The sequence below is a fragment of the Pseudopontixanthobacter vadosimaris genome, from assembly GCF_012979275.1.
Classification (GTDB): Bacteria; Pseudomonadota; Alphaproteobacteria; order Sphingomonadales; family Sphingomonadaceae; genus Pseudopontixanthobacter; species Pseudopontixanthobacter vadosimaris.
Map to the genome: position 1 here is coordinate 385,061 of NZ_JABASZ010000014.1, position 23,764 is coordinate 408,824.

Sequence of the window (23,764 nt, forward strand, 5' to 3'; positions counted from 1 at the left end):
AAAAGCGGCTAAGCGTGCAACCGACGCGAAAATCCTTGTTCGAGCCGAGCATATCCTTACGGCAGCATGCAAACGGGGGTTCGGGTCAGGACATCATGACGACGATTATGCGTATCCTGGGCCGCAGGCGTTTCCTGCCGTTGTTCATCACGCAATTGCTCGGCGCCTTCAACGACAATCTCTACAAGACCGCCATGGTCCTGTTCGTGGTCTACGCCGTCTACGGATCGGAAGAAGCGGATGGCATCTTCAGTTCCGTGGCCAGCCTGCTGTTCATCCTGCCCTTCTTCCTGTTTTCCGCGCTGGCCGGCCAATTGGCGGACATGCGCGATAAGGCGCGGATCATCCGAATCGTGAAACTGTGCGAGATCGGACTGATGATGGTGGGTGCGGCCGGGCTGCTGCTGGCATGGGCGGGGATTGCCATAGAAGACGTGGCCATTCCGCTGATGCTGCTGGCCCTGTTCCTGACGGGCCTGCAATCGACATTCTTCGGGCCGATCAAATATGCGATCCTGCCGCAGCATCTGCGCGACAACGAGGTGCTGGCCGGAACGGGCCTGGTCGAAGCCGGGACCTATATCGCCATTCTGTTCGGAACCATCCTGGCAGGCTTCATCACGGTGCAAACGGCGGCGCTGCTGGTGCTGCTGGTGGCCGTCATAGGCTACATTTCCGGCCGGCAAATTCCGCCTGCACCCGCGATGCAGGAAGCCGAACCGCTTGATTTTCATGTTCTGCGATCATCCGCCGCCATCATCCGGCAGGTGCGTGCGGACCGGCGCGTGTGGCTGGCGATCATCGCGATCAGCTTCTTCTGGACCATCGGAACCGTGCTGTTCATCCATTTTCCCGTGCTGGTGAACAATGTCATCGGCGGCACGCGCGAAGTGGCCAGCCTGTTCCTCGCCATTTTCTCGGTCGGCGTGGCGGTCGGCTCGGTTGCGATCAATGCCATGTTGAAAGGCACCGTTTCGGCGCGCTTCGCCCCCGTATCGGTGCTGACGATGGGTCTCTTCGTCGTTGCGTTCCACATCGTGTCGAGCCGGTGGAACCTTCCCGCCACCGGCACGCTTCACGGCATTTCGGGATTTCTGATCCAGCCGCTTGCCATGCCCCTGATGCTGTCACTGCTGGGCATCGCAGTGGCGGGCGGCATGTTCGTGGTGCCGCTCTATGCGTTTCTCACCACCTTTGTGCCCAAGACGCAGGCCGCACGGACGATCGCCGCCAACAATATCGTCAATTCCGGGGCAATGGTCGGGGGGTCCGTCATCGTCATGCTGCTGAACATGATCGGCATCCCCATCGTGGAACAATTGCTGCTGAGCGCCGCCATGTGCCTCGTATCGGCATGGCTGGGGGCACGGCTCTACGGGGCGGAACGGAACGCAGGACACGCGATCGCACCCTGAGCGCCGATCACGCATAGTCCGCTTCAGCCGATGAAGATGCTGACTGCCACGAAACATCCGAAATAGGCGGAGAGAAAGCCGCCGAGATCGTCTCGCGTGAGCATCCATGAGCGTTTTCGGGCCGGTTTTGCAGGAGCGGGTGACCCGGCGCTGCGGATATGTGGGGGCAGGCTTGCCCGGAAGGGGTGGCGGGCCGATTCGTCGGTCAGAACAAGGGAGCGTCTCATGATGCCGACGTTAACCTCCTGCTAACCATTTCGCTCCCGAACAAACGGCGTTGTTGCAAATTGGAACGTGCGGCGGATTGGCGGCGTGCCGATAGGTCCTGCTTGCGCGCAATCGGGTTCACCGGACCGGGCGTTTGGCGCATTGCTGGTTCGCAAGCTTGCGGGTAGGCTTCGCGCATGATTCATGACCAAGCATCATCCGCCGCGCCAGGTGCCGAAATCGACCAATCCGCAGGTGCGTCTTCATCGGCTGCCGCACTGCTCGTCCAGTGCCTCGTCCGGCAGGGCCTCGACCGCATATTCACGGTACCGGGGGAAAGCTTCCTGCCGGTTCTCGATGCGCTTTACGGACAGAGCGATATCGATGTGGTGACCTGCCGGCAGGAAGGCGGCGCGGCGTTCATGGCCTGTGCCGATGGGACCATGACGGGCCGGCCTGGCGTCTGCTTCGTCACGCGCGGACCCGGGGCGACGAATGCCAGCATCGGCGTTCATGTGGCGATGCAGGATTCGCAGCCGATGATCCTGTTCGTGGGCGATGTGGACAGCGCGATGCGCGATCGCGAAGGATTTCAGGAGGTCGACATGACCGCCCTGTTCGCTCCGCTGGCGAAATGGTCGGCCCGGATCGACGATGCGCGGCGGATCCCCGAATATGTCGCCCGCGCCTATGCCACCGCGATCAGCGGCCGTCCCGGCCCCGTCGTGCTCGCCCTGCCGGAAGACATGTTGTCCCTGCAGGTCGAGGGGATTGCACCCCGCCCAGAAATCCTGCGACCTGCCCAGCCGCCCTGCCCCTCTGCCATGCAGGCGATGATGGCCCTGATTGCCGATGCGGCCGCGCCCGTGGCCATCGTCGGGGGTGCAGGATGGAACGCCAAGGCGCGCGAATATTTCACTCTGTTTGCAGAGCGTATCGGCTTGCCGGTGGCGACCGCCTTCCGGCGTCAGGACGCCATCGCGCCGTCCAGCAGGGTTTATGCCGGCAATCTCGGCTATGGACCCAATCCGGCTCTGGTCGAACGCGTGCGGGATGCGGATCTGATCCTGGCGGTCGGTGCGCGTCTGGGCGAAGCAACCACCGATGGATACACGCTTCCGTCACCCGATCATCCCGGTCAGGTGCTGATCCACGTTCACCCCGATCCCGAGGAACTCGACCGGGTCTACCGAACCGATCTGGCGATCTGCGCGGATATGGCGGAATTTGCCGAAACGGTGGCCTTGTGGGATGATGACATCACCGATTTCGACGCGGGCGCGGACGCGCACCGCGAATGGGCGGAATGGGCCTCCCCTCCTCCGCAGAGCGCCTACTGGCTCGACCTTGCGACATGCGTCACCTTCATGCGCGATACGCTGCCTGCCGATACGATCATCTGCAACGGCGCAGGAAATTTCTCAGGCTGGTGGCATCGTTACTGGCGGTACGAAGGCTTTCCGACCCAACTGGCACCCACTGCGGGGGCGATGGGCTATGGCGTACCGGCAGCAGTGGCTGCGGCCGCGCGTTTCCCCGACAGGCAGGTCGTCGCGGTTGCGGGCGACGGGGATTTCCTGATGAACGGGCAGGAGCTGGCCACGGCGATGCAGCACCAGCTCGACATGATCGTGATCATCGTCGACAATGGCGCTTACGGCACCATCCGCATGCATCAGGAGCGGGAGTTCCCCGGGCGTATTTCGGCGACCCGCCTCGTAAACCCCGATTTTGCCGCACTGGCAGCATCGTTCGGAGCCTGGTCGACCCGCTGCGAGACCAATGATGAATTCCGCAACGGCCTCGTCGCCGCGCAAGGGCGCTCGGGGCTTCGGGTGATCCATTGCCTGATCGATGTCGAACAGCTCGCTGCCAGCGGTGCGACCATCAGCGGACTTCGCGGGAACAGTAAAGCGGGATGAACACCTGATCGGTGCGCCGACGATCGGAAAGTAATAGGGGCGCCGAAAAGCGCCCTTTGCATCACCACCGGATAAGGTGTTCGTCGGTTGCCTTCAGACCTTGTTGCCCATGGCACCCTTCGCTTCGCCCTTCAGGTTCTGCGCTTCGCCCTTGCGTTCCTGCGCATGGCCTTCGGCCCGCGTTTCCGGATCGCCCGACTGCTGCTTGACCTTGCCGGCAGCCTCATTCGCGATGCCCTTTGCCTTGTCTCCGAGTTCACCCATGTCGTTGCTCCTTTACCAGGCGAAACATTCGCCCCGTGCAGAATGAACGCCTTGTCACAGCGGGCGGTTCCGCTCAGATGCCGGCCATCGACAGGATTTTCGACCATTCGGCTTTGGTCACTTCGGAAACCGACAGGCGGGATTGCTTCACCAGTTGCATCTCGCCCAGTTCGTCATCCGCGGCCTTGATCGATTTCAGGGTTACGGCAGCGGGCAGCCTGGTGCGCGGGATGATCCTGACCGCCGCCCATTTGCCGTCCTTGTCGGTAGGATCGCGCAGACCGGCTTCGCTCACTTCCATGATGCCGACGATTTCGCGGGCAATATTGGAATGGTAGAAGAACGCCTGGTCGCCCACCTCCATCGCGGCCAGGTTGTTTTTCGCCGCATGGTTGCGAACGCCGTCCCAGACGCCCTCCCCCGCCGCTTCGAGATCATCCCATGAATAGGCATCGGGTTCGGATTTCATCAACCAGTATCTCGGCAATTATATTCTCCAATCTGCGCAGCGTTCGGCTGGTCATTTCAGGTAGAAACCCGGCCACCGGATCGAAATGGTAAGCAACAGCTGAAGGAGAGGCTCCGGATTAACCTGATCTTCAGTGCAATCGTCCATGCCGGGCAGAGATAAGCGGCAACTGGGTGCGCTGCAAGGCGACGGACGGGCGGATGGGCAACAGGATCAGACAGGTAGCATCACGGGTAGGAACGGCGGAGCGCGATTTCATCACGCTGGGCATCGCGACAGGTGCGATCCTGATGTTTGTCGGAACCGGCGGATCGGTCCTCCCCATGATCATCCGCTATCTGCGGGGCATGGGCGCTGCACCCGATGCGATGCTGGTCAATGCATTGCTTCTGAACATCGCGCTCATCATCTTCGGCTGGCGGCGGTATCGCGAATTGACGCAGGAGATCGCCGAGCGCCGTCAGGCGGAAGAAGTGGCGCGGCAGCTGGCCGAGACGGACCCGCTGACCGGCTGCCTCAACCGCCGCAGCATATCGCCCGCGACCGACCAGCTTGTCGAAAGCAGCAGGGCGAAAGGGCAGGCAGTCGCCTTCCTGATGATCGATCTCGACAATTTCAAGCAGGTCAACGATCTGAACGGCCATGCCGCCGGCGACCGGATCCTGGTGCGGATGGCAGAGCGGATCGGCAGCTTGTTGCCCGCCGGCGCATTGCTGGCGCGCCTGGGCGGGGACGAATTTGCCTGCGTCGTGCCCTATGACGCGGGCAGGCCGAATTATGTCGATCGTTTCTGCGAGAAGCTGATCGACACTGTACCGGCGCCCATCGCCGATCCCGGCATCAGCGTGCTAGTAACGGTGTCGATCGGCATCGCATCGACGCAAATGGTCGCACCCGCTACTGCGGCGCAGCAACCGGCAGATGCAGCGAAATGCGCAGCAGAGAAAACCGTCGCCCAGGCTTTGCTGCACAAGGCCGATATCGCCATGTATCAGGCCAAGAAGAAGGGCAAGAACCGTCATTTCTGGTTCGAGATGCCGATGGAACTGGAACTGCAGGTTCGCAACGAGATCGAATCGGGTATCCGCAAGGGGCTGCTCAACGGCGAGTTCGAACCTTTTTACGAGCAGCAGATCAATCTCGAAACCAACGAACTGGTCGGTTTTGAAATGCTCGCCCGCTGGCATTCACCCACGCTGGGCGATGTCAGCCCCGAAATCTTCATACCCATCGCGGAAGAAATCGGCGTCATCACGCAATTGTCCGATCAATTGATCGATGCCGCCTTGCTGGAGGCCATGCAATGGGATCCGCGGCTTACACTGTCCGTCAACATTTCGCCGGTCCAGATGCGCGACCCCTGGTTTTCGCAGAAATTGCTGAAGAAGCTGATCCTGCACAATTTCCCGCCGCACAGGCTCGATCTTGAAATCACCGAGAGCTGCCTGCATCAGAATCTGGGCAATGTGCGCGTGATGATCACCAGCCTCAGAAATCAGGGTGTGCGCATCAGCCTCGATGATTTCGGGACTGGCTATTCCAGCCTGTCGCAACTGCGCAGCCTTCCTTTCGACCGGCTCAAGATCGATCGCAGTTTCATCCAGGAACTGCAGAGCGATACGGCTAACCCCGAGCTGATAAAGGCGATCATCTCGCTGGGCGAATGCCTGAATTTGCCAGTCACGGCAGAAGGAATCGAAAATGTCCAGATCCTCGAAACGCTGAAGCAATTCGGACAGCTCAAGGGACAGGGCTTTCATTATGGAATGCCGGAAAGCGGCAGCGACGTCCGGCGGCGCCTGCGGTCGCTGAAGCTGCTGAAGCATAGCGGCGCGGGTGCCGACCTGCCGATCCTTGTGCCGGAAGACATGGCGAAATCCGTCGGCCAGACCGGCTGATCGCGCGCACTCCGCCTGCTTCTCTGCCCCCGCTTTTGCCTGAGCCCCTGCCTGAGCCTCTGCCTGAGCCTCTGCCTGAGCCTCTGCCTGAGCCTCTGGACGTGCGAAGCATCGGCACCTAGATGCGCAGACCATGCGCATTCCCTTCGTCAAGATGCACGGCCTCGGCAATGATTTCGTTATCCTCGACAGCCGGGAGCGGGATCTGCCGACACTCCCTGCCGAAGCCATCGCCGCGCTGGCGGACCGGCGCACCGGCATCGGATGCGATCAGCTGGTGCGCCTCGAAACCAGCGGTTCGGCAGCAGCGGACTTCCGCATGCGGATCTTCAATGCCGATGGCGGCGAAGTCGGCGCCTGCGGCAATGCGAGCCGCGCGGTGGCGCTTCTTCATGGCACGCCCGCCAGGATAGAGACGGACGGCGGGATCATCTCGGTTCGGCCATCGGACGGCGGAATTGCGGTGGACATAGGCGCTCCGCGATTTGCGTGGGATGCGGTGCCGCTCGCTTATGCGATGGATACATTGGCGATGCCGGTCGCGTGGGGTAATCTGGAGAAGCCGGCTGCCGTGAATGTCGGCAATCCTCATGCCGTCTTCTTCGTCGATCGGCAGGAGGAAATCCGGCTCGAGGATCTCGGGCCCGAAATCGAGAACGATCCGCTCTTCCCCGAACGCATCAACGTCAATGTCGCGACGGTGACAGACCGCGCGACGATCGCCCTGCGCGTGTGGGAACGCGGTGCCGGGCTGACGCGCGCCTGCGGAACCGGCGCCTGTGCCACGGCCGTCGCAGCCATGCGCCGTCGGCTGGTGGATCATGACGTGACCGTCAATCTGCCCGGCGGAGCATTGCGGATCGAGTGGGCAGGAGACGGGCAGATCACCATGTCAGGTCCGGCGCAGGAAAGCTTCCGCGGCGAATTTGCATTGCAGGATTATCTGTGAGCGGCCCGGATATCAGGACGCTCGGCTGCCGGCTGAATATTTCCGAAAGCGAGAAATTGCGCGAAATGTTGGGCGGCCAGGATGACATGATCGTCGTCAACAGTTGCGCGGTGACAGCGGAAGCCGTTCGCCAGACCCGTCAGGCGATCCGCCGCGCCCGCCGCGCCCGCCCCGATGCGCGCCTGCTGGTAACGGGCTGCGCGGCCGAGGTGGAACGCGACGCCATCGCCGCCATGCCGGAGGTTGACGGGATCGTTCCCAACGGCGTCAAGCTGGACGCGCGGGCGTGGAACGTGCCCTCACCGGCGCAGACGCATGAGCCGCCTAAGCCGCCCGCCCGGACCCGCGCCTTCGTCACGGTGCAGAATGGCTGCGATCATGCCTGCACCTTCTGCATCATTCCGCAGGGGCGCGGTGCCAGCCGTTCTCTCACCATTGCAGAGGTGCTGCGCGAGGCCGGTCGCCATCTGGAACGCGGCGCATCGGAACTGGTCCTGACCGGCGTCGATGTCACATCCTGGGGGCACGATCTGCCGAATAGCCCCGCTTTGGGGCAGTTGGTTGCGGCCATCCTGCGCGAGTTTCCTGAATTGCCCCGCCTTCGCATGTCGTCGCTCGACGGGATCGAGATCGACCCGCTGCTGTTCGACCTGTTCGCAAGCGAGGAACGGCTGATGCCGCATCTGCATCTATCGCTGCAGCATGGGCACGATCTGATCCTGAAGCGCATGAAACGCCGTCATTGCCGCGCCGATGCCGCCGAGCTGGTCACGCGGCTGAAGGCCGCCCGGCCGGACATCGCCATCGGCGCCGATCTCATCGCCGGTTTTCCGACCGAGACCGAGGCGATGCACGAGGCGAACCTTTCGGTCATCCACGAGCTCGATATCGTTCACGGCCATGTCTTTCCCTATTCGGCGCGTGAGGGGACGCCCGCTGCGCGGATGCCGCAATTGAGCCGCGCCATCGTGAAAAATCGTGCCGCCGGTCTGCGGGCCGCCGTATCCGCCCGGCGGTCCGCCTGGCTTCAGGGCCTGACCGGACGCACCCATTCGGTTCTCGCCGAAAGGGACGGCACCGGCTACACGCCCCATTTCGCAAGGATGCGCCTGCCTGCGGGCACATCGGCAGGCACCCTCGTCACCATCGAACCCCGATCGGTTCAGGAAGGTCTTTTGATATGAGCGAGACCAGCTGGTCCGCCCGCGTTTTCGGCGGGTTCCGCAAGACGTCGGAACGGCTGTCGTCCAATCTGAGCGGTGTCGTCGGCACCGCGAAGCTCGACGATGCGACGCTGGACGATGTCGAGGATGCCCTCATCATCTCCGATCTCGGGCCTGCGGCCGCGGCGCGCATCCGGGCAAGTCTGGCTGAAAAACGATTCGGCCACGGCATGACCGAGCGGGAACTGAAAGAGGCCGTGGCCGAGGAAATCGCGGAAATATTGCGCCCGGTGGCAAAGCCGCTGGACATCACCGCTTTCCCCCGCCCGCAGGTGCTGCTGGTGATCGGGGTGAACGGCAGCGGCAAGACGACCACCATTGCGAAGCTCGCCCACTGGTTTCAGGAAGACGATTATGCCGTCATGCTGGCAGCCGGCGACACGTTCCGCGCTGCTGCCATCGGCCAGTTGCAGACCTGGGCGGACAGGGTCGGCGTGCCGCTGATCCGCGGGCCTGAGGGCGGCGACCCGGCGAGCATCGTTTTCGACGCAGTGAAAGCGGCGACGGATCGCGGCACGGACGCCCTGATCGTGGATACGGCGGGCAGGTTGCAGAACAAGCGCGAGTTGATGGACGAACTTTCCAAGATTCGCCGCGTTCTCGGCCGGATCAATCCCGAGGCGCCTCACGATGTCGTGCTGGTGCTGGACGCGACCAACGGGCAGAATGCCTTGCAGCAGATCGAGACTTTCCGCGATGTCGCCGGTGTGACCGGCATCGTGATGACGAAGCTGGATGGCACGGCGCGCGGCGGCGTGCTGGTGGCGGCGGCACAGCAATACGGCCTCCCCATCCACGCCATCGGCGTCGGCGAGCAGATCGACGATCTGCGCCCCTTCGACCCCGACCTCGTGGCCCGCGTGATCGCCGGAGTAGCCTGATGAACGATATCCCGCAGGACAAGCCGAAGAAATTAGGCTGGCTCAATGTTGCCGTCGATTACGGGCCGCTGATCGTCTTCTTTTTCACCTATCGCTACTTCTCGCCGGACAATCCGGAGCCTGTCGGAGAGATCGCGGCGGTGATCCGCGGCACGCTCGCTTTCATGGCCGCTTCGCTCGTGGCTCTCGCCATATCCAAATGGCACCTTGGCAAGGTTTCGCCGATGCTGTGGTTCTCGACCGCGCTCATCATCGGCTTCGGCGGATTGACCGTGTTCTTCGGCAATCCCGATTTCGTCCAGATCAAGCCGACCCTGCTCTACACGATCTTCGGTATCGCCCTTCTGGTCGGTTACCGGATGGGTCGCCCACTGTTGAAGATCCTGCTGGAAGCTGCCTTCGAGGGGCTGGACGATGCTGGCTGGATGAAGCTGTCGCGCAATTGGGGCATCTTCTTCCTTGCTCTCGCCGCGCTGAACGAGGGCCTCCGCTTCTATCTGTCCTTCGGTGACTGGCTGGCGGCCAAGATCTGGGTTTTCCTGCCGGTCAGCTTTCTGTTCACCTTCAGTCAGATACCGATGCTGATGCGCCACGGCCTCGACCCCGAACGCACGGACGAGGTGATCTCCGACCAGCCGCCCACCGGCGAATAGCGTCAGATTTCGACCTGGCTGCCCAGTTCGACCACCCGGTTGGTGGGCAGGCGGAAGAATTCCATCGCGGTTGCCGCATTGCGCAGCATCCACGCGAAAATCCGCTCTCGCCAGACCGGCATGGCAGGATTCTGCGAGGACAGCAGGGTCTGGCGGGACAGGAAGAAACTGGTCTGCATCATGTCGAAACTGCCGCCGCAGAGATCGGCATCCTTCAGCGCCAGCGGCACATCGGTCTCATCCATGAAGCCGTAGTGCAGCACCATCCGGTAGAACCCGTCCCCCATATCCTTGACCTCGTAACGCCTGTCCTGATCGATGTAGGGTTCGTCGGCGATCAGCACGGTCAGCACTACGACCCGTTCGTGCAGCACCTTGTTATGCTTGATATTGTGCAGCAGCGCCGATGGCACGCCGCCGAAATTCGAGGCCATGAACACGGCGGTTCCGGGCACGCGCGCCGCGCTGTTCCGGGCCGATTTCGCAAAAATCTCGATCGGCAGGGCCACCTCCGCCATGCGCTCGCGCATCAGGGTGCGGCCCTTGGCCCAGGTCGTCAGCAGGGTGAAGATGATCGCGCCGACCAGCAGCGGGAACCAGCCGCCGTCGGGAATCTTGGGTACATTGGCGGCGAAGAACGCGCCATCCACGATAAAGAACAGGACGATGACCGGAACAGCCGCCAGCCAGCGCCACTTCCATACCGCGATCAGCAGCACCGCCATCAGGCAGGTATCGATCAGCATCGCGCCGGTCACGGCAATACCATAGGCGGACGCGAGGCTGGAGGAATTGCCGAAGGTCACCACCAGCAGCAGCACCGCGACCAGCAGCGCCCAATTGACGAAGGGGATATATATTTGCCCGGCTTCGGTTTCGCTGGTGTGCAGGATCGATAGGCGCGGGATGAAGCCCAATTGCATCGCTTGGTGAGTGATGGAAAACGCGCCCGAAATGACCGCCTGGCTGGCGATGAAGGTCGCTGCCGTGGCAAGAATAACCAGCGGGAAACGCAGGAACTCCGGCGCCAGGATGAAGAACGGGTTCTCGATCGCTTCTGCCGCTGCGGCCGAATCCAGGCTGATGATCATTGCCGCCTGCCCAAAATAGTTCAGCAGCAGGCAGGGCATGACGAATCCGAACCATGACAGGCGCAGCGGTCCGCGGCCGAAATGTCCCATGTCGGAATATAGTGCTTCGGAACCGGTGACGGCCAGCACCACCGATCCCAGGGCCAGGAAGCCGAGCATCTTGTCGGTAAGGAAGAACTGCACCGCATACCAGGGGTTCAGCGCCACCAGCACCCCGGGATTCTGCACGATCTGGATGGTGCCCAGCACGGCGATAACGGTGAAATAGACGATCATGACCGGGGCGAACAGCGCCCCCACCTTGGCGGTACCGCGCTTCTGGATCATGAATAGCGAGATGAGGAGAACAAGCGCGATCGGCAGGACCAGCGGCTCCAGCCCTGCCTGCACCACCGTCAGGCCCTCCACTGCCGAAAGCACCGAAATGGCAGGCGTTATCATGCTGTCGCCATAGAACAGCGACGTGGCGAACACGCCCAGCAGCACGGTAATCCAAGCATAGCGCGACTTCGACAATGACCGCGAGATCAGCGCGACCAGCGCCAGGCTGCCGCCCTGCCCCTTGTTATCCGCCTGCATCAATATGGTGACATACTGGATCGACACGATCAGCGTCATCGCCCAGAAGATCAGGCTCAGCACCCCGAGCACATGCAAGGTGTCAAGCGTCAGCGGATGCGGGCCGACGAAAGTCTCGCGAAAGGCATAGATCGGGCTGGTCCCGATATCGCCGAACACGATGCCGATCGACCCGACTGCCAATGCGGTCTTCGGAGAAAGGCGCTTGCCATGCCGATGGGCAGGAAAGTCACTTTCGGGTGAATGTTCCGGTGGAACCGCAGCTTCAGTCATGACGAACGGCTTTCCATGCCACGCTTGATGCCGGGCGCGCCATCAGATGCGAAGCGCGGCAAGGGAATGCCCGTTATCAGCATAGGTTACACCCTGCAACAGCAGGTCGGGTCAGGGCGTTGCCGGTAGCAGGGCCGGCGGCATGGCGGGCGGCAGGGCGGGGCCGGTAGGCACGGGCGGGCCGCTGGCGGGCACATCGGGCGCTGCCGCCCGTCCGTCGTCCATGGCGAGCAGTCCATCAAGGATGGCGACGCGATCCTCCAATTGAACGCGCCACGGTGCATTGCGCGGCGTACGGGCCAGAAGCTCTGCCCAGGCGTCGCGGGCCTGTTGCGGCTCACCCGATCGCAGCAGCGCGATCCCGACGAAAAACGGCGCGCCGGGATGATCGGGGCCCAGCGTTTCGGCGCGGTCGTAGGCATAGGCCGCCGCCGGCGTCAGCGCCCCATCGGCATGTTCGACCAGAACATTGCCGAGGGCGAGCCATGCCTCGAGATCGTGGGGGTTCTCCGCCACGGCATTTCGCAGCATGTTGGCCGCATCTTCATACCGCCCCTTGCGGGTGAAGGCATCCGCCACCGTAATCCAGCGGGGCGGCGGCAATTCACCGGGAAACATGCTGCGGCGCGCATCCACCAGCGCTTCTCCCGATTCCGTCGAATCGGCAGCGCTTGCCGCCGGTGCGCCCGCCTGTCCCGGCGACCCTTGCCAGGCATAGCCGGTCAGCCCGAAGGTCAGACCGGCTGCAAGAAGGGTCCAGAGCCGCCGCGGCAGTTTCAGCAGGAAGGCTGCGAGCAGAAAGGTCAGGATAGCAAGCGAAACTATCGGCAGCATGCTCAAGACCTTTTCCCCAATCTGTGTCTGAGCAGCATTCCGGCGAGCAGCAGCAGGACGAGCGGCCCGGCATACAGCGGCCAGGTGGCGGCCCCGACCGGCGGGGAATAGCTGACATAGTCACCATATCGCCGGATCAGCCAGTTGCGGATCGCTTCCGGGTCCTCACCCGCCGCAATCCTCGTGCGAACCTCGTGCCGCATGCTGCCGGCCATGGGGGCGTCGCTGTCGGCGATGGACTGGCTCTGGCAGGTCAGGCAGCGCAGCGTTTCCATCAATTCCTGCGCGGCGGCCTCGCGCGCGGGATCTTCGATCTGGCGATAGGCAAAAGGGGGCGGCGGCACTGCGGCCGCGGCGGGCGTGACGGCGCATGGCAGAAGCAGCAGCGACAACAGAACGCTCAGGCCAGAAATGCGGGTCATTGCCACCCGGCCTTTCGCAGCTCGGCCATCAGCACCGGAACGTCACGCTCCATGATATCGCCCAGATGCTGATAGCGAATGACGCCCTCCCCGTCGATGACGAAGGTTTCCGGTACTCCCGAAGATCCGATCTTCAGCTGCAGTTGGGACAGTTCATCACTCGCCACAACGGAATAGGGGTTGCCGTAATCGGCAAGGAACTGCGCGATGTTCCCTTGTGTGTCGTTAATGGCGACTCCCACGATATCCGCGCCCTGCCGCTGCAATTCGGCCAGTTGCGGCGCTTCCGCGATACAGGGTACGCACCAGCTTGCCCAGACGTTCAGCAGCCGCGGTTTGCCGTCGCGGAATTCCGCTGCGTTCAGCTGTTCGCCAGTGCCCTCTCCGGTTACGGGTAGCGCGAAGGCAGGCAGCGACTGGCCGATCATCGCGCTGCGTATGAAATCGTCCTGCGGCTGCTGCATCTTGATGGCTGCCAGAGCGACGAAGCCGGCGAGCCCCAGCAGTGCCGCGATGACGAGGATGACGACGGGGCGCGTCATGCCGCTGCCGCGCGGTCGGCGATGCGGCGCGTGGCATGGCGGCGCTTCAGATCGCCGATCAAGCGCCCGATCAGCGCGAGCAACCCGCCCAATCCGATCAGGATACCGCCATACCAGATGAAGGTGACGAACGGTTTCCACCACAGCCGCACCTGCCAGCGATCATCGTCGCCCTGACTGCCGATGACGGCATAAAGCTGACCGTTCCAGCGCGTGACCAGCGCGCTCTCGGTCGTCTGCTGAACGGGCGACCAGAAGGTGCGCGATTGCGGCGCCGCCTCCACCGGAGCGGTATCTTCATAGCGGGCCAGCATCGTTCCCTCGATCGCTGTCCAGTTCGGCCCGGCACGGGGGCGCACATCGGTTAATACGACAGACCAGGGGCCGACCTGCGTCTGGCTTCCGGTATCCAGCGCGGCCAGCTTTTCCACCGACCACGCCGCTTCGCTCGACATCCCGAACAGCGCCACCGCGATGCCGAAATGGCTGACGACCATGCCCCAGACATTCAGCGGCACGCGCAGCAGATTGCGCCCGCGCAGCGGCAGGAAACTGCCGATGACAAGTCCGGCGGCAAGCCCCATGCCGAGCAGGGGAAGAATGCCCGAATAGCCAACCATCAGCGACAGGATAACCGCGGAAAGCACCAGCACGGCGAGGAAGACCAGTGGTTTCTGGATCCGCTCCAGACTGTCCCGCCGCCAGCGCAGCAGGGGGCCCACGGCCATGACGGCCAGCATCGGCATCACGAAAATGGCGCCGACCGGGTTGAAATAGGGCGGCCCCACGGACACGCGAAACCCCAGCGCATCGGTCAGGATGGGGTAGAGCGTGCCCAGCAGCACGATCCCGAGAATCGCGCTGAGCAGCACGTTGTTCACCACCAGCGCACCTTCGCGGCTGGTGACGGCGAAACGTTCGCCCTCCGTCACAGTTTGCGCGCGCAGGATGAAAAGCAGCAATGCACCGCCGACATTCAGGGCCAGCAACGCGAGAATGAAGGTGCCGCGCTCAGGATCGACGGCAAAGGCATGAACGCTGGTGAGAATGCCCGAGCGCACCAGGAAGGTGCCGAGCATGCTCATCGAGAAGGCCACGACGCAGAGCATGATCGTCCAGGCTCGCAAGGCATCGCGCGAAGCCAGCACGCTGACCGAATGCAGCAGCGCCGTCGCCGCCAGCCACGGCATCAGCGAGGCGTTCTCCACCGGATCCCAGAACCACCAGCCGCCCCAGCCCAGTTCGTAATAGGCCCAGTAACTGCCGGCGGTGATGCCCAGCGTCAGGAATATCCAGGCACCGAGCACCCAGGGACGCATGGCGCGGGCGAAATCCGGCCCGACCTGCCGCGTCACCAGCGCCCCCACGGCGAAGCTGAAGGCGACCGACAAGCCTACGTAGCCGAAATACAGAGTGGGCGGGTGCAGCGCGAGGCCGATGTCCTGCAACAATGGATTCAGCCCCATTCCCTCGGCAACCGGCTGCGCGAGCCGGGCGAAGGGGTTGGAACTGAACAACAGGAAGGCATAGAAGCCGAGGCCGACAAAGGCCTGCGCCGCCAGTGTCGCAAGCAGGGTCGATTCCGGCAGGCGGCGTTCCGCCCATCCGATCAGACCGCCTGCCAGCGCCATCACCGAGATCCACAGCAGCATGGATCCTTCGTGATTGCCCCACGTACCCGCCAGCTTGAAGATCACGGGCTTGTCGGAATGCGAATTGGCGGCGACCAGCGCGACCGACAGGTCGGTGCGGGCGAACAGCCACATCAGCATCAGGAAAGCGAAGGATACCAGCAACCCCTGCAGGATCGCCACGGGGCGGACCAGTGCCGCCAGGGTCGCGCCGGTTCCGCTGGAGCCCGCTCGCAGCGCCAGAACGCCTGCCGCCAGCTGAAGCAAGGCAAGCGCAGCCGCCAGCCACAGGGCGGCAAGACCGAGTTCGGCTATCATCGCGTTACCGCCCGCCCCGCTGCCGCTTCGGTTTCCGCGACGACTTCCCGCTTCTGCCGGGCCGTCATTTCCTCCAGCTCGCGCGGAACGTAATTTTCGTCATGCTTGGCGAGGAGATTATCGGCGAGGAAGGTGCCCTGCGGGCCAAGGCGTCCTTCAGCCACCACGCCCGACCCTTCCACGAACAGATCGGGCACGATGCCGGTGAAGCGCACCGGAACCTGTGCATCGCCGTCGCTCACGATGAATCCGACCGACACTCCGTCGGGCAGCCGTTCGAGCGACCCCTCGCGCACCATGCCGCCGAGGCGAACGGCGCGGCCGATCTCGGGTGGTTCGGATACGAACTGGCTCGGCACGTAGAAATAGCTCGCCTGATTGCGCAACGCGTAGGCGGCGATCAGACCCGCCATCATCAGCGCGGTGAGCGACACCACGATGAGGATGAGGCGTTGATGCTTGGATTTGAAAGCGTTCATTTCCGCGATGCCGCCGCCGGTTTTACCTCGGCCCGCTTTACCTCTGCCCGCCTCGCCTCTGCCCGCCGCATCGCCAGCCAGCTCTGCGCCACCAGCAACAGCGTGGCCAATATGCCGATCGCGTAAGCCGCCAGCACGAAGCCCCACTGGTCCAGCCCCTCGCGCATCAGGCGGTGCCCTGCAGCGGAGGGCGGGGCGACTGACTGCCGCCCGGAGTGGCAGCTTTCCGGCGAAGGCGCGCTTCCGCCTGGATCTCGGCCAGGATTGTCCGCATGCGGGCCAGGACGACCCCGCCCATCAACAGCGAGAACCCCAGCATCGCGAGCAGCAGCGGAACGAGGAATTCGGCGTCGATCGCGGAATTGCCCATGGTAATGCTCGGCGGTTGGTGCAGCGAATTCCACCATACGACCGAACGGTTGATGATCGGGATGTTGACCGCACCGACCAGTCCGAAGATGGCCGTGATGCGGGCCGACGCCCCCTCACGCGCCACCGCCTGCCCAAGCGCGATGTAGCCCATGTAAAGGAAGGCCAGAACCAGCATGCTGGTCAGCCGCCCGTCCCAGACCCACCACGTACCCCAGGTGGGCCGGCCCCAGATTGACCCGGTGACGAGGCAGATAACGGTAAAGACCAGGCCCGGAACGGCAACGGCGCGGGCAGCGATGTCGGCCAGCGGATGACGCCAGACGAGATAGATCAGACTGGCGATGGCAAGAGCCGTCCAGCCGCCCATGCCGAGCCATGCGGCGGGCACATGGATGAACATGATGCGAACCGTTTCACCCATCAACCGGTCGGGCGGAACGACGAAGAACCCCCAGGCGAGCGCGACCGCAGCCAGCAGCAAACCGCCGAGCAGGAACAGCGGTGTCAGCCAGCGTGCGAGCGACAGGAAGCGCTTGGGATTGGCGAAGCCATGCATATCGATTTCCAGGGGCGGCCTTTGACAGGAAGCCGCCCGTTCCGCAAGCGCAGCCTGCGATAATCAGCGGTGCGAAGACTTGCCCCGAGCGGTGCGGACCGGATGATGTTATCGCCCGATGAGCCGCTGGGCCATGCGGTCCGAAACGATGTCGGGCGATACGCCGCTGCGGTCGCTTTCCTGCCAGATCTCCTTCAGCCGAACGGGAATCTGGCCGATCCGTTTGCGGACCTCGTTGATGTCGCTCGGCTGCCCATGTTCCCGCGCCAGATATTCCAGCGTCACCGAGATGATCCCGCCTGCATTGATGACGTAATCGGGAGCGTAGAGGATGCCGCGCTCGAACAGCTTCGCGCCGTGCTCCTCACGCGCCAGTTGATTGTTGGCGCCCCCGGCGACGATGGTCGTTTCGAGACGGGCGATGCCGTCATCGTCAAGAATCGCGCCCAGCGCGTTGGGGCTGAAAACATCGCATTGCACGCCCATGATCGCGTCCGTGGCGATCACCTCACCGCCAACTTCGCGGGCGAGCGCAGCGGCCCGTTCCGCATTCACATCGGCCAGCGTCAGCCTTGCCCCGTTCTTGGCGAGCAGCCGCGCAACGCCGCCGCCCACGCTGCCGGTACCCTGGATGGCGACATGGACGCCTGCAAGGTCGCTGCGGCCCAGCCTGTATTCGACCGCGGCGCGGATGCCGTGATAGATGCCTATTGCGGTGAAGGGACCGGGGTCGCCGCCCGCGTCGCCCGCCCCATCCACGGGCAGGCCGGAAACGTATCGGGTCCGGCGGGCGACGGCGACCATGTCCTGTTCGCTGATGCCGACATCTTCCGCAGTGACATATCGCCCGCACAAATTCTCGACCGCATCGCCAAAGGCGGCGAGCATGTCGGGCGTCTTGTGATGCGCACCATCGGCGAGAATCACCGCCTTGCCGCCGCCCATCGGCAGACCGGCCATCGCATTCTTGTAGCTCATCCCGCGGCTGAGGCGCAGGGCGTCGCGCATCGCGTCGCGCGGTTCGGCATAGTGCCAGAAGCGGGTGCCGCCTGCCGCAGGGCCAAGATGCGTGGAATGGATCGCGATGATCGCGGTCAGGCCCGAGGCCCTGTCCCGCAGGAGCTGGACCTGTTCGTGATCGTCGAAATCCACTTCGGTCCAAAAGGCCGTCATCGCATTATCCCGTTATCCGAGGAGCAGAATCTTCCGGATGCGAAGCGGAGAAAAATGGGGCGATCGAGGGGTCTTGAACCCCCGACCTCCGGTACCACAAACCGGCGCTCTAACCAACTGAGCTACGATCGCCACACGATGCCGCGCATCTTCGGATGGGCGGGCTTTACGGCGGAACGCCACCCGGTCAAGGGGTAGTATCCACCGGGCGGACCCTCTTGCATAAACAGGGCAATCTTGGAAGGGAAAAATGCCAGGAAGTCTTCCAAGCGCAACTTTATTTCGGGCTTGCAGCGGGCGAACTCCGATATATCCTGATTCATGATGGCATCTTCCGGCGAATCTTCAGTGGCACGGTTGATCACCCGCGCCGGTATGCAGCAAGTCCCGACCGGCAGGCTTGAACTGCTGCAATTGCGCCGATTTATCGGCCCTGAGCTTTGCGAAAGGCTGGTCGGACTGATCGATGGCAACCGACGGCCATCCACGATTGCCGACGACAATGGCGACAGCGCTTTCAGGACCAGCGAAACCTGCGATCTGCCGCAGACGGATGCCGCCGTGGTCGCGATGGAAACTGCCCTCACCGAACTGTCCGGCATCGACCCTGCCCATGGCGAGCCGATACAGGGCCAACGATATGCCTTGGGTCAGGAGTTCAAGGCGCATACGGATTATTTCGAGCCCGGAGGGCTTGATTACGACCGCTACTGTTCGCTCGCCGGGCAGCGGAGCTGGACCTTCATGGTCTATCTGAACCATGTGGAGGCGGGGGGCGGGACGCGGTTCAAATCGATCAGCAAGACGATCAATCCCGAACAGGGCAAGCTGCTTTGCTGGAACAACCGCCGCTCCGACGGCAGCGTGAATCCCCACACGATGCACCACGGGATGAAGGTGCGGCGAGGCACCAAATACATCATTACCAAATGGTATCGTGAACGGCCGTGGAACTGATCGCCGCCCCCGCCCTGATCGTGATCTATCGCTGGCGGATCGCCACCGAAGATGCCGAGGAATTTCGCCGAAGCTGGGCAAGGGCGACCCGTGAACTTGCGCCGTTCGGATCACTGGGGTCGCTGCTGGCCGTAGGACAGGACGGCATATATCATGCCACGCCCTCTGGCCCGACCGCGAAACGAGAGACGCGGCTTTTGCCAAAATGAGCAAAATCGCCTGGCCGCCAGCAGAAGCGCTCGAGCCGGTTGTTCTCGACACGATCGACAATCTCTGGCGGATAAATGAAAAGGGCGGCCCCGTCGGACCGCCCTCCTAAACGGCCTTGCAGCCGCCTATCGCAGGAAACCTTACTTCTTGCCGAGCGAAAGCCCGCCGAAACGCTTGTTGAACTGGGCAACGCGGCCGCCTTCCTGAAGCTGCTGCTTGCCGCCGGTCCATGCCGGGTGGCTGGTGGGGTCGATATCCAGTGTCAGCGTGTCGCCTTCCTTGCCCCAGGTCGAACGGGTCTGGAATTCTGTGCCATCGGTCATCTTGACGGTGATGGTGTGGTAATCGGGATGCGTTTCGGCCTTCATGGCATAGTCTCCGTGCATGGGACCGGTTCCGACCGGGCCCGCAAATATCGGGTGTGGGCAATTGCCCTGGAAAGCCGCGCGCCTAGCGGGAGCGAGGGTCAATTACAAGCGCTTTAGGCGCCCTCTTCCGGTGCGTCGGCGATCATGGCGGTGAACTGCACGTCGCATGTCACCTTGCCTTCGACCTCGGCCTTGCCCCAGAACTTGCACACGCGTGCGCGCTGCTGGACGAATCCGGCCTTCAGATCGAGCAGGCAGCCGGGTTCGACCGGAGCACGGAATTTCGCGTCGCTGATCGCCATGAAATAGACGAGCTTGCCGCTGCCGGCGAGGTCGAGCGTCTCGACCGCCAGAATACCGGCCGCCTGCGCCAAGGCCTCGACCTGAAGCACGCCCGGCATGATCGGGCGACCGGGAAAATGCCCCTGGAAGTAATCCTCGTTAAAACTTACAGCCTTGATGGCGTGGATTTCTTCGCCCTTCGACAGGCTTTTCACCCTGTCGACCAGCAACATGGGGTAACGATGCGGCAGGGCGGCAAGCACCTTCTTGATGTCGTATCCGGCGGATCGTTCGGTATCGCTCATCACCCTCCCCCTTCGCTATCCATGTAGATGCTATCAGCGGCCGGTGGGCTGCTGGGCCGGTGCGGCAGCGGGCTGCGCCTGCTGAGCCGCTGCCGCCGCCTGCTGTTCGCGAATTTCGCGCGGCAGCCAACCCTGCGGCGGGACAAGCTGGGCGCTGGGCAGCAGGGTGTTCAATTCGGTCAGCACTTCCTGCGTCATGTTGAGCGGCGCTGCGGCGTAAAGAACGCCGCCCTGACCCGCCTCGATGACGAGATCGATGCGCTTCTTGGTCGCAGCCTGCTGAATCGCCCGGTCCAGCTGTTCCTCGATCTGTTCCTGGACATAGGCGCGGCTGAGGGCGACCGGCTGCATGATCGTCTGCAACTCGCGCTGGCCGGCTGCCTCGATCTGCTGGATCTGCGCGGCCTGCTGCTGCAGCGCCTGCTGCCCGGCATTGCTCTGCTGCGCGGTCTGGAACTGGGTGTAGAGCGGCTGAAGCTGCGCGGCGAGCTGCTGCTGGCGCTGCGTCGCCTGCTGGATCTGCGCCGCATAGGTTGTCTGACGCTGCTGTTCAGCCGTCTGCAACGCATTCGAACGGGCGATGATGGCGTTCAGATTGACGACGCCCACGCCCTGCGCCTGCTGGGCAGCAGCGGGAGCGGCAGCGATCGGCGCGGATGCGGTCAGGACCAGGCCAGCCATCATCAGGGGTTTGAGAAAGGTTTTCATCAGAATTGCGTCCCTACGTTGAAGGTCAAGAGTTTGGTGTCATCGCCTTCCTGCGTCAGCAGGGCCTTGGCGAGATCGATGCGGAACGGGCCGAAGGGCGAGTTCCAGTTCACGCCGATACCCACCGAAAGGCGCGGTTTGGCAGTATCGCCGACGAAGATTTCCTGGAAAGGAAGCGCGACCTGCTGAAGGGCAGGATCGAGCGGATTGCCGGCGGCATCGGTCGGCATGTTGGTCAGCGCACTGTCGGGGCCGATGAAAAGCAGTTCGCCGTCGGCGTTCCGCAATTGCCGGCTGATACCTTCCGGGAACGGCGATGTCAGCAGTTCCGGCTGACGCACGTTGAACAAGGCACCCACATCCATGAAGACGGACGGGCGAAGGCCGAGTTCGCTGGCGCCCGAGCCCAGGGGAAGCTCCAGTTCCGCACGGCCCAGATAATAGGCTGTCCCGCCGATGGCGTCATCCTGCACGTCATTCTGATCGGTGACGATGATCGGGTTACCGTCCGCATCGGCAATGATCGGCTGCCGGACCACGCGCGGCCCGACGCCGCGGATGTCGAAGCCGCGGAACTGCGGTTCGCCGAGGAAGAAGCGATCCGTCAGGCGGACGTCGTCCGCGCCGGGGCGGTTTTCAAGGCCACGGATCGCGCCGCCTTCCGCCGCGAGCGAAAAGACGAAGCCGCTGCCAAGGTTGAAGAATTGCGCTGCCCTGCCGCGCAGGCGAAGATATTCGACCGATCCGCCGAGCCCCGCATATTCGGCAGTCACCGACATGCTGCGCCCTCTGGTCGGACGGAAGGAATTGTCGAGCTGGTTCAAAGCCAGGGTCAGCCCGAGAATAGAACTGGTTCTCTCGCCCAGGGCATCGCACAGGTAGCGACCGGCCCGGAAGGGATCGCAGGTTTCGATACCGTCGCCATCGAGGTCGGAGAAGAATTCCGTCTCGCTGATGGTCACATCGTCGAAATTCAACGTGTAGCTGCCCACCAGCGAAATATATTCGGTGAGAGGCACACCCGCGCGCAGCGTGCCGCCCGTGGTCGATTGTTCGTAACGCGAAACCTGGTTGTTGAAATTGGGACTGTTGAGATCGCGGCGATATATATCGATACCGGCGGAGATGTTGCGATCGAAGACATAGGGTTCGGAGAAGCTGAGGCCGAACGAACGTGAATAGCGCGAGTAATTGGCGCTCAACCCGATCGTCTGGCCGCGTCCGCGAAAGTTCCTCTCGCGGATCGACGCGGCAAGGATGAAGCTCTCGATGGAAGAGAAGCCCGCGGACAGCTGCAATTCGCCCGTCGGCTGATCCTCGACATTGGCTTCCAGGATGATCTGGTCGGGGGACGATCCCTCGCGTTGGGTAATCTCGAAATTTTCCTGGAAGAACCCGAGCGACTTAATGCGATTGCTGCTGCGGCGGACGGCCAGCGAATTGAACGCATCGCCTTCTGCCAGGCGGAATTCGCGGCGCACCACCTTGTCCTGCGTCAGCGTGTTGCCGTTCACGTCGATGCGTTCGACATAGACGCGCGGCGCTTCGCTGATGACGAAGGTGACATCCATGGTCAGGTCTTCGCGGTTGCGGCGGAACTGGGGCTGCACGTCCGCAAAGGCATAGCCGAAGGTTCCGGCCAGCTCGGCGAATTGCTCCACCGTGTCCTCGACCGACTTGGCATTGTACCAGTCGCCCTCCTCTACCTGCAGACTGCGGGTCAAGGCTTCGCTGTCGAAGTCACGCAACTGGCTGTCGACCTCGACATCGCCGAAGCGATAGCGTTCGCCTTCCTCCACGACATAGGTGATGATGAAGTCGCGATTGTCGGGCGTGAGTTCCGCGACCGCCGATACGACGCGGAAATCGGCATAGCCCTGCGTCAAATAGAACTTGCGCAGGTTCTGCTGGTCGAAAGCGAGCCGGTCAGGGTCGTAGCTGGTGTTGGAACTCAGGAAACTGGTCAGGCGGGCCTGTTTGGTGACCATCTCGCCGCGCAGATCGCTGTCGGAAAAATCCTCATTGCCGATGATGTTGATCTGGCGGACCTTGCTCTTCGGCCCTTCCGTGATCTCGTAAACGATATCGACGCGGTTCTGGGCCAGTTGCACCATCTGCGGTTCGACCGTCGCGGCGAAGCGGCCCTGACGCTTGTAGAGTTCGAGGATGCGCGCGACATCGGCGCGAACCTTCGACCGCGTGAAGATCTGACGCGGCGCCAGGCGGATTTCAGGAAGGATCTTGTCGTCCTTCAGCCGCTTGTTGCCTTCCAGGATGATCCGGTTGATGACGGGGTTCTCCGTCACTTCGATCAACACCGCGCCATTGTCGTTGCGGATGGTGAAATCGGAAAAAAGCTCCGTGGCCGCCAAATCCTTCAGCGCCTGGTCCGCGGCCTCCTGGGTATATTCCTGCCCCGGGCGCAGCTTGATATAGCTGAGGATGGTCTGCGGCTCCAGCCGCTGGGCACCCTGAACCGCGATGGTGCGGATGATGTCGTTCTGCGCCATCGGAGAAGGCGGCGCAGTCCGGACCGCCGGAACCGCTGGCTGCACAGCCGCGGGATCAGCCTCGTTGCCGGCGTCCTGCGCCATGACCGTCGCCGGCATCCCGGCAAGCATGGTTCCGCCGAGCAAGGCAAGAGCAAGCCGCTTGCCGGCAACGAAATTTTCTGCGCCGGTCATATTACGTCCAATCATCGACAAGGGTGATCCCGTCCAATAGTATTTCTGCGCCCCCTTTGTTGAAAGGGATGGCCCCGCCCCCCGACGTGACCTGCCCGC

General features: G+C 62.9%; 25 protein-coding genes and 1 tRNA gene. 9 read left to right on the forward strand and 17 right to left on the reverse strand.

Features of this window, described 5'->3' with window-relative positions; translation table 11 throughout:
• Positions 1 to 95 precede the first annotated feature (95 nt).
• Positions 96 to 1,415 (forward strand): MFS transporter, encoded by a 1,320-nt coding sequence (locus tag HG250_RS04075; RefSeq protein ID WP_170002904.1) that lies wholly within the window; start codon positions 96 to 98, stop codon positions 1,413 to 1,415.
• Between the two features lie 23 nt (positions 1,416 to 1,438).
• Here the strand turns inward: HG250_RS04075 and HG250_RS04080 are convergent, their stop codons facing one another.
• Complete coding sequence (locus HG250_RS04080; protein ID WP_170002906.1) at positions 1,439 to 1,642, reverse strand: hypothetical protein; 204 nt, start codon at positions 1,640 to 1,642, stop codon at positions 1,439 to 1,441.
• A gap of 177 nt (positions 1,643 to 1,819) precedes the next feature.
• Between HG250_RS04080 and HG250_RS04085 the strand changes: the two genes are divergently transcribed.
• Positions 1,820 to 3,544, forward strand: a complete 1,725-nt coding sequence (locus tag HG250_RS04085; RefSeq protein WP_170002907.1) for a thiamine pyrophosphate-binding protein — start codon at positions 1,820 to 1,822, stop codon at positions 3,542 to 3,544.
• 93 nt (positions 3,545 to 3,637) lie between these two features.
• Here the strand turns inward: HG250_RS04085 and HG250_RS04090 are convergent, their stop codons facing one another.
• Positions 3,638 to 3,808 (reverse strand): CsbD family protein, encoded by a 171-nt coding sequence (locus HG250_RS04090; protein ID WP_170002909.1) that lies wholly within the window; start codon positions 3,806 to 3,808, stop codon positions 3,638 to 3,640.
• A gap of 73 nt (positions 3,809 to 3,881) precedes the next feature.
• Positions 3,882 to 4,277 carry an EVE domain-containing protein gene (locus tag HG250_RS04095; protein ID WP_170002911.1) on the reverse strand — a complete coding sequence of 132 codons (396 nt, stop codon included), beginning with the start codon at positions 4,275 to 4,277 and terminating at the stop codon, positions 3,882 to 3,884.
• Positions 4,278 to 4,477: 200 nt separating this feature from the next.
• On the opposite strand from HG250_RS04095, the gene HG250_RS04100 reads away from it, so the two are divergent.
• The 5 genes from HG250_RS04100 (at position 4,478) to HG250_RS04120 (ending at position 9,881) form a co-directional block, all read left to right on the forward strand.
• A complete protein-coding gene (locus HG250_RS04100; protein WP_170002912.1) occupies positions 4,478 to 6,175 on the forward strand; it encodes a putative bifunctional diguanylate cyclase/phosphodiesterase in 1,698 nt (565 codons plus the stop codon).
• Positions 6,176 to 6,308: 133 nt separating this feature from the next.
• Complete coding sequence (dapF, locus tag HG250_RS04105; protein ID WP_170002914.1) at positions 6,309 to 7,124, forward strand: diaminopimelate epimerase; 816 nt, start codon at positions 6,309 to 6,311, stop codon at positions 7,122 to 7,124.
• On the forward strand, positions 7,121 to 8,308 hold the full coding sequence (locus HG250_RS04110; RefSeq protein ID WP_170002916.1) for a MiaB/RimO family radical SAM methylthiotransferase: 1,188 nt from the start codon (positions 7,121 to 7,123) through the stop codon (positions 8,306 to 8,308). Before dapF ends, HG250_RS04110 begins: the two co-directional genes overlap by 4 nt.
• Entirely contained in the window at positions 8,305 to 9,228 is a 924-nt protein-coding gene (ftsY, locus tag HG250_RS04115) for a signal recognition particle-docking protein FtsY (RefSeq protein ID WP_170002918.1), read from the forward strand. The genes HG250_RS04110 and ftsY overlap by 4 nt, the downstream gene beginning before the upstream one ends.
• The gene (locus tag HG250_RS04120) at positions 9,228 to 9,881 is read left to right on the forward strand and encodes an inner membrane-spanning protein YciB (protein WP_170002920.1); all 654 of its coding nucleotides are present in this window, start codon (positions 9,228 to 9,230) and stop codon (positions 9,879 to 9,881) included. The genes ftsY and HG250_RS04120 overlap by 1 nt, the downstream gene beginning before the upstream one ends.
• A gap of 2 nt (positions 9,882 to 9,883) precedes the next feature.
• Here HG250_RS04120 and HG250_RS04125 read toward each other — a convergent pair whose 3' ends face one another.
• The 10 genes from HG250_RS04125 to HG250_RS04170 all read right to left on the reverse strand — a co-directional run bounded on the left by HG250_RS04125 (position 9,884) and on the right by HG250_RS04170 (position 18,283).
• Complete coding sequence (locus HG250_RS04125) at positions 9,884 to 11,824, reverse strand: potassium transporter Kup (protein WP_170002922.1); 1,941 nt, start codon at positions 11,822 to 11,824, stop codon at positions 9,884 to 9,886.
• 111 nt (positions 11,825 to 11,935) lie between these two features.
• Positions 11,936 to 12,658, reverse strand: coding sequence for a tetratricopeptide repeat protein (locus tag HG250_RS04130; protein ID WP_170002924.1), 723 nt, complete (start codon positions 12,656 to 12,658; stop codon positions 11,936 to 11,938).
• Between the two features lie 2 nt (positions 12,659 to 12,660).
• Entirely contained in the window at positions 12,661 to 13,080 is a 420-nt protein-coding gene (locus HG250_RS04135; protein ID WP_170002926.1) for a cytochrome c-type biogenesis protein, read from the reverse strand.
• Positions 13,077 to 13,622, reverse strand: coding sequence for a DsbE family thiol:disulfide interchange protein (locus HG250_RS04140; RefSeq protein WP_170002928.1), 546 nt, complete (start codon positions 13,620 to 13,622; stop codon positions 13,077 to 13,079). Before HG250_RS04140 ends, HG250_RS04135 begins: the two co-directional genes overlap by 4 nt.
• On the reverse strand, positions 13,619 to 15,571 hold the full coding sequence (locus HG250_RS04145) for a heme lyase CcmF/NrfE family subunit (RefSeq protein WP_170002930.1): 1,953 nt from the start codon (positions 15,569 to 15,571) through the stop codon (positions 13,619 to 13,621). The genes HG250_RS04140 and HG250_RS04145 overlap by 4 nt, the downstream gene beginning before the upstream one ends.
• Positions 15,568 to 16,050, reverse strand: coding sequence for a cytochrome c maturation protein CcmE (ccmE, locus tag HG250_RS04150; protein WP_170002932.1), 483 nt, complete (start codon positions 16,048 to 16,050; stop codon positions 15,568 to 15,570). The genes HG250_RS04145 and ccmE overlap by 4 nt, the downstream gene beginning before the upstream one ends.
• Complete coding sequence (locus HG250_RS04155; RefSeq protein ID WP_170002934.1) at positions 16,047 to 16,217, reverse strand: hypothetical protein; 171 nt, start codon at positions 16,215 to 16,217, stop codon at positions 16,047 to 16,049. The genes ccmE and HG250_RS04155 overlap by 4 nt, the downstream gene beginning before the upstream one ends.
• Positions 16,217 to 16,978 (reverse strand): heme ABC transporter permease, encoded by a 762-nt coding sequence (locus HG250_RS04160; RefSeq protein WP_170002936.1) that lies wholly within the window; start codon positions 16,976 to 16,978, stop codon positions 16,217 to 16,219. The genes HG250_RS04155 and HG250_RS04160 overlap by 1 nt, the downstream gene beginning before the upstream one ends.
• Positions 16,979 to 17,086: 108 nt before the next feature.
• Positions 17,087 to 18,151, reverse strand: a complete 1,065-nt coding sequence (locus HG250_RS04165; protein ID WP_170002938.1) for a Leu/Phe/Val dehydrogenase — start codon at positions 18,149 to 18,151, stop codon at positions 17,087 to 17,089.
• A 55-nt stretch (positions 18,152 to 18,206) separates the two neighbouring features.
• Positions 18,207 to 18,283: transfer RNA gene (locus HG250_RS04170), tRNA-His, on the reverse strand.
• A 192-nt stretch (positions 18,284 to 18,475) separates the two neighbouring features.
• On the opposite strand from HG250_RS04170, the gene HG250_RS04175 reads away from it, so the two are divergent.
• The gene (locus HG250_RS04175; protein ID WP_170003045.1) at positions 18,476 to 19,108 is read left to right on the forward strand and encodes a prolyl hydroxylase family protein; all 633 of its coding nucleotides are present in this window, start codon (positions 18,476 to 18,478) and stop codon (positions 19,106 to 19,108) included.
• Positions 19,099 to 19,317 (forward strand): hypothetical protein, encoded by a 219-nt coding sequence (locus tag HG250_RS04180; protein WP_170002940.1) that lies wholly within the window; start codon positions 19,099 to 19,101, stop codon positions 19,315 to 19,317. The genes HG250_RS04175 and HG250_RS04180 overlap by 10 nt, the downstream gene beginning before the upstream one ends.
• 141 nt (positions 19,318 to 19,458) lie before the next feature.
• On the opposite strand, the gene rpmE is transcribed toward HG250_RS04180, so the two are convergent.
• The 4 genes from rpmE to bamA form a co-directional block, all read right to left on the reverse strand.
• Positions 19,459 to 19,686 (reverse strand): 50S ribosomal protein L31, encoded by a 228-nt coding sequence (gene rpmE / locus HG250_RS04185; protein ID WP_170002942.1) that lies wholly within the window; start codon positions 19,684 to 19,686, stop codon positions 19,459 to 19,461.
• 113 nt (positions 19,687 to 19,799) lie between these two features.
• Positions 19,800 to 20,273 (reverse strand): 3-hydroxyacyl-ACP dehydratase FabZ, encoded by a 474-nt coding sequence (gene fabZ, locus HG250_RS04190; protein ID WP_170002944.1) that lies wholly within the window; start codon positions 20,271 to 20,273, stop codon positions 19,800 to 19,802.
• A 33-nt stretch (positions 20,274 to 20,306) separates the two neighbouring features.
• Positions 20,307 to 20,981, reverse strand: coding sequence for an OmpH family outer membrane protein (locus HG250_RS04195; RefSeq protein ID WP_170002946.1), 675 nt, complete (start codon positions 20,979 to 20,981; stop codon positions 20,307 to 20,309).
• Entirely contained in the window at positions 20,981 to 23,665 is a 2,685-nt protein-coding gene (gene bamA, locus HG250_RS04200; protein ID WP_170002948.1) for an outer membrane protein assembly factor BamA, read from the reverse strand. Before bamA ends, HG250_RS04195 begins: the two co-directional genes overlap by 1 nt.
• Positions 23,666 to 23,764 lie beyond the last annotated feature (99 nt).